5 protein-coding genes are annotated in these 13,008 nt (G+C 39.1%); all 5 read left to right on the top strand.

Annotated features, from left to right (window positions below; all coding sequences use genetic code 11):
- Window positions 1-609 precede the first annotated feature (609 nt).
- The 5 genes from RSJ42_RS04285 to RSJ42_RS04305 all read left to right on the top strand — a co-directional run bounded on the left by RSJ42_RS04285 (window position 610) and on the right by RSJ42_RS04305 (window position 12,943).
- A complete protein-coding gene (locus RSJ42_RS04285; protein WP_410510318.1) occupies window positions 610-3,651 on the top strand; it encodes a NosD domain-containing protein in 3,042 nt (1,013 codons plus the stop codon).
- Between the two features lie 576 nt (window positions 3,652-4,227).
- On the top strand, window positions 4,228-6,300 hold the full coding sequence (locus RSJ42_RS04290) for a NosD domain-containing protein (protein WP_410509445.1): 2,073 nt from the start codon (window positions 4,228-4,230) through the stop codon (window positions 6,298-6,300).
- 884 nt (window positions 6,301-7,184) lie between these two features.
- Window positions 7,185-10,205 carry a NosD domain-containing protein gene (locus RSJ42_RS04295; protein WP_410509446.1) on the top strand — a complete coding sequence of 1,007 codons (3,021 nt, stop codon included), beginning with the start codon at window positions 7,185-7,187 and terminating at the stop codon, window positions 10,203-10,205.
- Between the two features lie 620 nt (window positions 10,206-10,825).
- Window positions 10,826-11,059 carry a DUF2795 domain-containing protein gene (locus tag RSJ42_RS04300; RefSeq protein ID WP_410509447.1) on the top strand — a complete coding sequence of 78 codons (234 nt, stop codon included), beginning with the start codon at window positions 10,826-10,828 and terminating at the stop codon, window positions 11,057-11,059.
- Window positions 11,060-11,521: 462 nt separating this feature from the next.
- Window positions 11,522-12,943: a NosD domain-containing protein gene (locus tag RSJ42_RS04305; protein ID WP_410509448.1), complete on the top strand. Its 1,422-nt coding sequence runs from the start codon at window positions 11,522-11,524 to the stop codon at window positions 12,941-12,943.
- Window positions 12,944-13,008: the final 65 nt, after the last annotated feature.

A 13,008-nucleotide genomic window follows, 5' to 3' on the forward strand; every position in this document is an offset into this window, starting at 1 on the left:
ATTCTGGTTTTGATTCGGATCTTTGATTCTGTTTTTTGGATCGATTCATTTACTATTCTTTGTATTTCATGCCCCTGATGTCCGATTTTATTAGACAGTCAATTCATTTTCGATGAAAGACATTCTAATTATATTAATTTTACTCTCTGTAATTAATATTATTCTGTTAACAGTGAATATTATTCAATCTGATGTCAAATATAACGGCTGGTTACAAAAATGTTTCAGTTGTAAATTTGATACTTCAGATCCTGCTCTAAAATGCAATTTATTCCTTCTACATTTAATCAGTATGCGATGCATTCGCAGAAAGTCGTTCCTCAGACAATTTGTAGAATTATACCAGATATGCCCAAGCAAAAGCAACTGAATTTTCGGTTAACTGCCCTATTAATATCTCTTTCAAAATATTAATAAACACCAATATGTTTATATTGTACTTGCTGTTAATTTCTAATTAATTGTAGGAAGTATCTCTTAAAATTTCTTCTATTACATGGAGGAATTAGAATAAACAAAATAAGGATCTTAATACTAGCCACTCTCATACTAACACTGTTCTCCTGTATTGGAGCGGCGGCTGAAATTGTTGTCCATTCAGGGCAATCGATACAGTCCGCAGTAAACAGTGCAAATAACGGCGATACAATTATCGTCGAACCCGGAACGTATACTGAAAATGTCGTTATAAACCTGAAGAATGACCTGTTGATCAGGTCCACGAATGAAGGTCCGGCAAGCACAGTAATTGCAGCTAATGACTCAAACATAAATGTGATCACTCTATCTAACTGTAATAACGTAACAATTCAGGGATTGAATGTTACCGGAGCAGGGACTGACCGCTCAGGCATTTATGTTCTAAATAGTCTTAACTGTAAAATTAAAGATAACATAATGCATGACGACGCCCTTGGAATATATATCAGGGGTTCCGGTTATACGGTAGTCAGCAATAATACCGCTACAAAGAGCCTTCTTGCAGGCCTGGGCAGGGCAATCAATATCCATCAGTCCGATTACACTACTGTTTCTAACAATAGAGTCTCAAACAACAATTATGGGATTTATATTACGGCTTCCCAGGCAAATACAGTCTCGGGAAATACCGTAAACCTCAGTGCATCTTCTGGTATAGTCATGGAGAATGCATCCAATGTCACTCTCGAAAATAACAACTTAAACTCAAACGGAGCGCATGGAATATACCTGACAAATTCAAACGGGAACTTCATGAGAAACAACAATGTGTTTAACAGTACCAACAATAGTTTTGAGATCTATTCTTCCTCAGGAAATGAAATAACTGGCAACACGGTTTCGGACAACTCTATAGATACTCTCACTCATGGAATTCACCTGAACACTGCACACAACAATGTCCTGAGAAGCAATACCGTCTCAAATAACGACTATGGAATAGCAATGATATATTCCAACAACAATGATGTTGTCAACAATACTGCATCCGGTAATAATAGGGGTATTTACCTAGCTTATACATCAAGCACAAACACGCTTTCAGATAATAAAGTACATTCAAGTATAAATGGCGGCATAGTTCTCCAGAACTGCAATAATAACAATATTGTCAACAATAAAGCGACACTGAACACTGGCGGCAGTACCACCAATGGTATTATTATCGGGGGAGCCAGCAACAATAATGTGTCCAATAACGACGCTTCCGGAAACCGCAGAGGTATTTATATAACTTCAACATCCAGCGGAAACAAAGTTTCAGGTAATACTTTAAATTCAAATTCCGGTCATGGTATTCTTCTCGAAAACGCTGGAAGTAATAACAACATTACAGGCAATACTATAAGTTCAAATGGCGGCGTCGGGATTTATCTTGTAAACTCTAACAATACCTACGTGCTCAACAATGTAGCTCCGAGCAATCTCAGGGGCATTGAAGTAAGCACCACAAATGAGAGCGTTATTTCTAACAATACAGCATCAAATAGCATTGCTTCTGGTATAAGGGTCTCACTCTCTAACAATAACACTATTTCAGGAAATAGGGTTCAAGATAACAGCTACTTTGGAATTGAATTAAATTCTTCCAGATACAATAATATCTCAAGCAACAATATAAATAAGAATATAGAAGCCGGTATGTTCCTGTGTGCTCAGAGTAAATATAACCTCATTTACAACAATTATTTGAATAACGTACGGAATACAAACAACAATAACACCGAATGCACATGGAATATAGCAAAAACTCCAGGCAGAAACATTGCGGGCGGGTCTAATCTCGGGGGCAATTTCTGGGGTAATCCTGTCCTCAAAAATGGTCATTCTCAATTGTATGCAAATAATGATTCTGATGGGGACGGCATTATTGATATTGTCTATAATGGAGACAAATTAACAGACTACCTCCCGCTTAAAGAAATCATCGTTGTGCTTCCTGAAGCAAACTTTACCACTAACGTTTCCAGCGGATATGTTCCTATGACAGTCCAGTTTACGGACCTTTCAAAGAACACAACCGGATGGAGCTGGAACTTTGGAGACGGGAACTCTTCAACTGACCGGAATACAACGCACACTTATTCGACAGCAGGAAACTATACCGTTACCCTGACTGTTAACAACGCGAATGGTACGGCTTCAATAACTGCTATAATAAATGCAATGAACCTGGATCCGAACCCGAATCCGAATAATGTGCTTCCTGAAGCAGACTTCACAACGAATGTGAGCAGCGGCGTTAAGCCTCTTACAGTTCTCTTTACCGACACTTCACGAAACTCAACGGCCAGGAGCTGGGATGTTAATGGTGACGGAGTAGAGGACTCAAACGAGGCAAGCTTTGCCTATACTTATTTCTCTAGAGGAAAATACCCGGCTACACTGACCGCCAGAAATGAAAACGGTACGGCTGTAAAAACCATCGAAATATCTGTGAGTGGCGGCGGCGGCGGCGGAGGCGGCGGCGGAGGCGGTGGATCTCCTGAACCTGCAAAGAATGTTGAAGTAAAAGAACTTTCCCAGACTTTCATTACCAATGGAAAAGCTGCAAAGTTTGATTTAACAAAGAATGCAACATGTGTCGTGTATGTGAACTTTGATTCCAAGAAGACCGTAGGAAAAACCACAACCATCGTCGAGCAGTTGAAAAACAAATCCACGCTCACCTCGAACCTGACTGATGGAGAAGCCTACAAGCACTTCAATGTCTGGGTAGGAAACAGCGGGTTTGCAACCTCAAGTAATATAGAAAATCCGACTATCTGCTTTAAGGTTGAGAAATCTTGGCTGCAGGACAAAAATATAGATCAGAACTCAATCACCCTGAACAGATATGAGGATGAGAATAAGCGTGACGATAAAGACGGCACCTGGACTCAGCTTCCAGCCAGCCTGTTAAAAGAAGACAGCAAATATCTGTACTTTACAGCTGATGTTCCGGGATATTCCTTCTTTGCAATTACAGGGAAGGCAAAAGCTTCTCCTGTTGAAACTGTAACTGACACAGAGCCTGGAGATGGGCCTGGCAATATCGGAGATGAGGTGGAAGATAAGGACTCCGAAACTGAACCGATTTCTAGCGAGATAGAAAAGAAAGGTATGCCAGGTTTCGGAATGTTTTGCGGAATAGTCGGTCTATCTGCAGCATTCCTGTACAAGCGTAAGTAAAAAGAGCAGAATATGGCAGTTTAACCATAAATTGAGGGTGAAAGTTTTAAACTTCACCCTGTTTTTTACTTTTCTTACTTTTTCATGTATTTCTTCATATTCTTTTTCTATATTCTTCTTTTTGTTCACACCTTTAACTTATTTGTTTTCTTCTTACTCTTATTCTCCTGTTTTTTCTAAGTACTGTTTTATCCTCACTTTTAAATTCATTTCCTGAATTATATTACTTTAAAATTCATTTATCGGAGACCATAGGAGAAAAAAGTCTATAACCTGAAAGTAAAAATATCTCAGTAAGATCTGGATTTATTGAAAGGAACAGTTGACTCTGATTATCAGCAGATGAGGCAAATTTTGAAGGATTAACTGTTAACCTGTTATTATGGAAGCTAATCCTGAACCTCGAAAAAGAGAAGATATAAAAATTATTTAGGCAGACTGGAATAGATATTCTTTTCTTTATGTACTTTTATAGCTATTATTCTGATATTATTTTCTAATAGATTTATATTATTTAATGTTTATTTCAGCTTGGGAAATATAAATTTTAATTATAAATAATATCATATGTGGGGGATGCAAATAAACAGAGTAATTGCTCTTTTTTTAGCTTTTCTGGTTCTTACATTAAGTTTGGGTGTCGGAGCTGCAGCTGAAATTATTGTCCAGCCAGGGCAATCAATACAGGACGCATTGAATAATTCTGTGTCAGGCGACGAGATAGTCATAAGCCCGGGAAACTATACTGAAAATCTCAGGATAACGACAGGTGACCTGATTATCAGATCACAATCCGGAGACCCTGGCGATACAATAGTAAACGCCAATAATCCGGCTCAGGACGTGATCTATGTTCAGGCTAACAACATAACGATTTCAGGACTGAGTATTAATGGTGCAGGGAATGACCGTGCAGGGGTCTACCTGGTAAGTTCAAGCAACTGTACCATTGAAGATAACGAGTTTTTCAATGATGCTCTTGGAATATACCTGAGGAATTCAGCCAACAACCTTATCCTTAACAATAAGGCTTCGGAGGGCAGAAGAGCGGTTAATATCGAACGATCTAACTATAATACGGTCTCCGGAAACGATGTATCTGATCAGAGGTTTGGAATCTACCTTTATGTTTCCGAATCGAATACGGTTTCGGATAATAAAGTAAATTCGAGCGCTGACCATGGAATTGTCCTTGAAAGCTGCACAAACACCAGCCTTGAGAACAACGCTGTAAGCTCGAATGAGGATAATGGTATCCATCTGGTTAGCTCCAGTGATAACAACCTGACAGGAAATACGGCAGATTCAAACCTTGTCTATGGTATTTATCTGACTGGCTCAAACGGCAACAACCTGACAAATAATACAGCGTTAAACAACAGCAGAGGCATTTTCCTGTTAAGGTCAGGAGATAGTACACTCTCTGGAAACATAGTTTCTAACAATAAGAACGGTATCCTTCTTACATCTGCAGGAGACAGCAGTATATCGGATAACATAATTTCACAAAATAGTGTTTCAGGAATTTCTTTGTTGAATTCTACTGCAAGCAATGTAAGTGAGAATGTACTGTCCAATAACTCGCTTGGAATAGACCTTGCTTTTTCAGGCAACAGTACAGTCGTTAATAACATCGTGCAGGACGGAGGGAGAGGGCTTAACCTGCAGGACTCAAGTAATAATTTGATCTTAAACAATACCGCTTCGCGTAACAGGTATGGAGCCTATCTGCTGCGTTCGGGCTGGAATGTATTCTCAAATAACATTGCAAACGAGAGTGATGACCATGGTATTGTTCTGGAGAACTCAAGCAACAATAATGAGATTATGAGCAACATAATAAGCTCCAACCGTGCTTATGGAATATATCTCACAGGTTCGAATGACAATAACATAAGCAATAATGAAGCTTCCGGCAACTCCAGAGGCATCAACCTTATGACGTCAAATGGGAACAGTATCCTTAATAATACAGTTCTGGACAACAGCGAATATGCAATACTGCTGTCTTATTCCATGGGCAACAATATCTCGGAGAATGAGGCTTCCAATAGCAACAGGGGCATTCACCTGAGCACTTCCAGCGATAATGTGATCTCAGGCAATAATATAATCTCAAATGGCGTTTCCGGCGTATATATGGCTTCAACAAGCAATAATAATAACTTCTTTAATAACTACCTGAATAACGATGTTAACGCGGATGTGAAACAGGGAAGCTCCGGAAATATATGGAACACAACAAAGACCGAAGGCTCAAGCATAACCGGTGGGCCGTATCTCGGAGGCAATTTCTGGGGTAAACCTGACGGGACAGGCTTCTCGCAGACTACAGCAGACAGTGATGGGGATGGCATTGCCGATAGAGTGTTGAATATCTCAAACAGCGGTTATGCTGATTACCTCCCGCTTGTGGATACCGAAACACAGCAGCCCTTGCCAGCAGAAAATTTAACGGATAACCAGACGGAAACATTTGAAAACGAAACACAAGAAGATATGGATGTTAACGAAACGGAAGAAAATATGGATGTTAACGAAACGGAAGAAAATATGGATGTTAACGAAACGGAAGAAAATATGGATGTTAACGAAACGGAAGAAGATATGGATGTTGACGAGACAGAAGAAGATATGGATATTGAATAAATAGAAGATACGGATATTAACATAAAGGAAACATCTATACCAACAAACCCGGTATAACTACTTACAAAAACGAAATAATTTATAAAAATGAAACCGCTTATAAAAATGAGATTGCTATCAACAAAACCGAGTCAAAATAAATATCGGCCAGTAACCCATACCGGGTAATTAAAACGACTTAAAAAGCCAGATGAGGGTTTAATTCCTTCATCTCATTTCCTCTTTTTCTTTCCCTTATACTGTCTTTAATAAGGTGACTTATATAAGGTCTTGATTTCTGATGAGATTTTTCTCCGGTCTGTCTTCCTGATGAGATTTTACTCTGGTCTGTCTATTTTGTGATCCGGACTACTAAAAGGATATGAACAGTATATCTGGCAGATACTGGAAGAGATCCTGGAAGGTTATAATATAGTGTTAATAAAAAAATTTATTCTAACTACCTGATTACAAACTTAAACTTACTATATTTATTTATGTAAATCTTAATCATTAAAATTAACCAGTAAATGTTAATACTCGTTTTAAAAGATAATAAAATACTCTTATATTTTGAGTGCAGCTAATTTTTTAGATCTTCAAAGTATCCGTCTCTAAATACATAATAGTCAGGAGAAATTTATCAGTATCTATTGACATGCAAGAGATGTGCAAAGATAATTCCTAATAATAATAATAATAATAATAATAATAATATATATACATATACGACTTATTTTACTCTTATTTGAGCCTTACTTGTCCAGATGTCATATTTATGGAAACATATTATAACTTTTTATTAATTTTATTATAACTCAATATCTTTATATTGTTTAACCTTTAATTTCTGGCTTATTACTGAAAGTATCAATTGTAAATTTGACTAAATGTGGGGGAATAAAATGCTGAGATTAGCCACCTTACTGGTGGGTATAATGATGTTTACAGCTGTTTCGGGCACAGGAAATGCAGCTGAAATTATTGTCGAGAGCGGGGGTTCGATACAGAATGCAGTAAGCAGCGCAAACTCCGGAGATGTGATCATCGTAAAACCCGGAACCTACACTGAAAATATCCGAATAACAGCAACACAAGACCTGGTGATCCGGTCAGAATCAGGAAAGCCAGAAGATACAATAATTACGGCTAAAAGTTCGACTACAAGTGTGTTTTACACTGAAGTCAACAATATAACAATCAGCGGGTTTAAAATCACTGGAGCTGGATCTTCCAGTGCAGCAGGGGTTTACCTGGTCAGGTGCAGCAACTGTACAGTTACCGGTAATGATCTTTCAGATAATTATATCGGGATATATCTGAGGTATTCGGACTATAACAAAGTCCTCAATAATGCCGTACTTGGGGGGTACAGGGGAATTTATTTGCAGGATTCAAATTACAACAACATATCTGAAAATGGGGCGAGTTCGAGCACACAATACGGAATTCATCTAACACGTTCTCAGAGGAACACGCTTTCAAACAATATTGCAAACTCAAACAATTACGGTATTGTGCTGGAGAATGCAAGCCACAACAGCCTTAATGGCAATACTGTGAATTCGAACAACGCATACGGTTTATATCTGACCAGTTCCAGCGACTGCGGCCTTATCGGCAACACCGCAAGCGGTAATGATAGGGGCATTTACCTTATAAGGTCAAATTCAACTACGATTTCGGGAAATAAAGTCTCTGGAAATGATGTTTTTGGGATTTTAGCTTCATACTCAAACTATAACACCATATCCGGAAATACGGCAAATACAACCTTCAGGGGCATTCATCTTGACTCTTCTGATGGAAATACTGTCTCAGACAATATTGTTGCTTTTAACAGTGTTTCCGGCTTATTCATGTGTGCCGGGAGCGATGGTAACCGTGTTTTCAACAACTACCTGAATAATACGCTGAATGCAGACATTAACAATACAAGAAACACCTGGAATGCAACGAAAACTGCAGGTGTAAACATTGTTGGAGGACCTTACACTGGAGGTAATTTCTGGGCAAATCCTTCTGGCACGGGTTTTTCCCAGGCAGCTATGGATGCGAACGGAGATGGCATTGCAGACGGTCAATATAATGGAGGAAAATATACTGACTATTTGCCTCTTGTTTTAAAATCCGGTAAGCAGCAGCCTGTACTTCCTGTTGCAAACTTCAATAGCAATGTTACAGGCGGGAATGCTCCTCTTGCTGTCCAGTTTATGGACGCATCTCAATATGCAACCGGATGGAAATGGGATTTTGAAACTGATGGTATAATAGATTCAAGCGCTCAGAATCCGGTCCATGTGTATACGGTTGCAGGAACCTATACAGTTACCCTGACTGCAGTCAATGCAAACGGCACAGCTTCAAAGACTGCTACAATAACGGTTTCAGAACCAACTAAACCGATAATGCCTGTTGCAAACTTCAATAGCAATGTTACCAGTGGGAACGCACCACTTTCCGTCCAGTTTACGGACGCATCTCAACATGCAACCGAATGGAAGTGGGACTTTGAAAATGACGGGACAGTAGATTCCACCATTCAAAACCCTGTAAAAGTGTATGCAACTTCAGGGACCTATACGGTAAATCTGACTGCAGTCAATGCAAACGGCACCAGTTCTAAGCTGATGACAATAGCCGTTTATAATCCCCTAGAGCCAGTAACTCCGGTTGCGGATTTCACTACAAATGTCACCAGTGGGAATGCTCCTCTTGCAGTCCAGTTTACCGACCTTTCCCTGAATGCAGTTTCATGGAGCTGGGACTTTGAAAATGATGGTATCTCAGACTCAAACATTCAAAATCCTGCTTATGTATACGAAATCCCGGGAATCTATGCCGTTAGTCTGAGTGCAGGCAATCAGAACGGCACAGCTTCAAAAACTGCTACGATAACTGTACTGGAAACAGAAAACATAAAAGACGTCCTGCCTGTCGCAGATTTCAGCATGAATGTCTCTGAAGGTTACGCTCCCCTGTCAGTCCTGTATACTGACCTTTCACAAAACGCAACTGAGATAGGATGGGACTTTAATAACGACGGGAAAGCTGAAGTTAACTCAAGCACGGTGGTTTATGTGTACACTTCCCCGGGAACCTATACTGTAAACCTGTTTGCAACCAATGCAAACGGCACGACCTCAAAAACCGCTACTGTAACCGTACTTAAAGAGAACAGCTCTGGAGGGAGCAGCAAAGGTGGAAGCAGTGGTGGCAGCAACGGCGGCAGCGGCGGCAGCGGGGGTTCTCCTGAGCCTTCAAAGAATGTTCAGGTGAAGGAGCTCTGTCAGGTCTTCGTTACTAACGGGGATGCTGTAAAATTTGATCTCAAGAGGAACGCGACCTGCATTTCTTACGTGAGTTTCGATGCTAAGAAGACTGCTGGTAAGACCACAACCATTGTTGAGCAGTTAAAAAATAAATCAGCTCTGGTTCCTGCATTACCTGATGGAGAGGTCTATAAATCATTCAATGTCTGGGTAGGAAACAGCGGATTTGCGAGCACTGAGAATATAGAGAATCCTGTCATTTGCTTCAAGGTTGAAAAGGCATGGATGAAGGACAAAAATATTGATCAAACTTCTATCTCCCTGAACCGGTACAGCAGTAAAACATGGGAGAGGCTTCCAGTTAATCTTTCAGGGGAAGACAGCAGGCATCTGTACTTCACAGCCGAAGTTCCTGGATTTTCTTTCTTTGCAATAACCGGAAAGACAAACGCCCTCCCGGAAGAAAGTATGGCTGAAATGGAATCAGGAGATAAAATCAGCGCCATTAAGGAAAATGATATGGAGAATACAAAATCTGAGGTTGAAAAAGAGTCCGGCCAGGTAGAAAGTATGAAATCTCCAGGGCTTGAAGCGGTTTCTGGAATGGCCTGCCTGATTGCAGTATTCCTGTACATAAGAAAAATAAGCAGCTAAAAAAATAAAATAATCTTTAAAATAAGCAGCTAAAAAAATAAAATAATCTTTAAAATAAACAGTTTAATCAATAAATAATCCTGAATAAACGGTAAAAAACATAAATAACCTGAAAAACGTTGACTGATAATGCTGGTGAAGGTTTCCTTCACCTGAGTTATCAATCTTAAACTCTGTCCTTATTTTTTCAATCGCTTATTTATGCTTAATTCTTTCCTTATTTTATTGTTGAATATTGCTTCTACAATTTTCATTAATATTGCTTCTACAACTTTCATTTAATACTGCTTCTACAACTTTCATTAATATTGCTTATATGTTCTTCATTATTACAAAAATAAAAAGAAATAATAATTCTTATTATCATTTGTTCAATTAATGTTAAGATTTAAATAGTAAAATCTTCATTCATATTAATGCTAACTAATATGTTTTGCTTCCTTCTGAAGCTCTAAAAAGTACAACTTCTCCAGCAAAGAAGGAAGCTATTGTCAGGCGCTATGGATAATAACGCTGGAGGCGGCATTCTGAAGTATAGAATGATCTCCGAAAAAGAGGTATATACATGCTATGTCGCCAGGGAATTTAAAGAAAAATAAACAAAAGTAGAGGGGAATATAATGGAAACTGAGATTAAAAGCGGATTTTTTGAAGAGCTACCTCAGAAGACTCGGAAAGTGCTTTCTGGTATAGATTTTCCTGCAGAAAGGAACGATATTATTACTCAGGTAAGAAAAAATGGGGCAATCCCTGACATACTGCGGGAAGTTGGCATGCTTCCGGATAAGAAATTCAATAGTGCTGAGGATGTTGCTGAAGAACTCCACAAAATTTATATTGGTATACCTGCTTAAAAAATATAAATTATTCTTTTATTTTTTTGAGCAGTTAATGTACTTTGGGCTCTTTTTCTTGTAATTGATATGTAATTTCATTCCCTTAAACAACCATCAGAAATGGCATCGTACATAAATACCTGATACTGTGTTTATGTAGTTTTTAATACCGAGTATGCTATATGCCTGATTCCGGCAGCAGTTATCAGGATGATCACTGGTGCAGTACTGGAATTGGGTACTTATTTTTGTTTTATTGCCGGGATTTGACTGTTTTTTGTTCAGAAACCAGTGCATAAAGGTGGGAAAGTTCCCTATCGATAATTTGTGGCTTTTATTTATATTTCCTAAATATTAAATAAGTATATTTATATTATTTGCAAGACTTCCAGCTAATTGTTAGAATTCCAATCATAAAATTTTGCAGGAGAAGTTACGATAAACAGATTAATTATTTTACTTGCAACTTTTTTTGTTCTTTTGTCAGTTACAGGCACAGGAACTGCGTCTGAAGTTTTTGTCCACGAAGGAGAGTCTATACAGGAAGCTGTAACCAGTTCACTTCCAGGCGATGTGATTATTGTAAAGCCGGGGATCTATTCCGAACATATTAATGTAACACAGAATGATCTCATAATAAGGTCGGAATCAGGTAACCCTGGAGATACTGTAATTGAAGCTTACGATCCGGCTGAAGATGTATTCACGGTACATGCAAATAATGTAACATTGAAAGGGTTTACAGTTACCGGAGCCGGAACTGATTGTTCGGGCTTATACCTTTACAGGTGCAATGATTGTCTTATTGACAGCAATAAATTTGTTAATAACTATCAGGGAATATACCTGAACCACTCTTTGAATAATAAGGTTGTAAATAATGTGGTTCTCAACGGCGGCAAGGGAATCGCTGTTGAGAAGTCCGGTCATAACTCCATTTCAAGAAACAAAGTTTCTGAATGCGGATATGGAATATCCATCCTGAAGTCTAAAGAAAACAGGATTTATAAAAACACAGTTCAGGAAAGCAAAAACTACTGCATCTTGCTTTTATCTTCAAACAGCAACACCCTTTCCGGAAACCGTGCTTTTGACAGCAGCAGAGGTATCCACTTTGGAAACTCCGACAGCAATACTCTCACTAATAATACTGTTTCTTCAAACGAGATCTGCGGACTTTTTGTTTGTCCAAGAAGCGATGAAAATCTCATTTATAATAACTACTTCAACAATACTCTGAATATAGAGGCTAACAACGGAACTGCAAATGCTTACTCCAGGCCAAAAACCAGAGGGGAAAATATCGCAGGCGGTCCCTATACCGGAGGGAATTGCTGGGTAACACCTGACGGGACAGGCTTCTCGGAAACAGCAGTTGATGCCGATAAAGATGGTATTGCTGATGAGAGCTATGAGTTTGAGACCAGCGATTATTTTGATCCTTTGCCCCTTCTAGCTTACAAATCCCCTGACCCTGTGCTTCCTGAAGCAAACATGAGCATCAATACTCCGGAAAGTTATGCTTCCTATTCTGTCCAGTTTACCGACCTTTCCGAAAATGAAATAGCCAGGAGCTGGGACTTTGAAAATGACGGGATCGTTGACTCCTCGGATGAGATGCCTGTTCATACATATCCGTCTCCAGGGACCTATTTCGTCAGTCTGACAGTAAGCAACGCAAATGGCACGGATATAGAAACTACCATAATAGATGTTGAGGAAGATAGCGTAACTGAGATACAGCCTGGATCCGGCTCAGGTGAAAGAGACGCAGAAGACGCAGGCTCACAGGCAGAGCAGAGTTCGGAGCCGGAAGAAGTAAACATGCTGCCTGGATTTGAAATGATTTACGGGATTTTCTGCCTGGTTTCAATATTTCTGTATAAAGAATCCAGAAAGTGACAGTAATGAGAAATAAAATTCATAAGGAAAAAGTAGCAGTGATGAGAAACAAACTTCATAAGGAA

Source organism: Methanosarcina hadiensis, assembly GCF_046529725.1.
In the GTDB taxonomy this organism is placed as follows: Archaea; Halobacteriota; Methanosarcinia; order Methanosarcinales; family Methanosarcinaceae; genus Methanosarcina; species Methanosarcina hadiensis.

Excerpts from the sequence above, each read along its gene's own strand:
- RSJ42_RS04290 (WP_410509445.1), top strand. The coding sequence starts at position 4,228 with ATGCAAATAAACAGAGTAATTGCTCTTTTTTTAGCTTTTCTGGTTCTT.
- RSJ42_RS04295 (WP_410509446.1), top strand. The coding sequence starts at position 7,185 with ATGCTGAGATTAGCCACCTTACTGGTGGGTATAATGATGTTTACAGCT.
- RSJ42_RS04300 (WP_410509447.1), top strand. The coding sequence starts at position 10,826 with ATGGAAACTGAGATTAAAAGCGGATTTTTTGAAGAGCTACCTCAGAAG.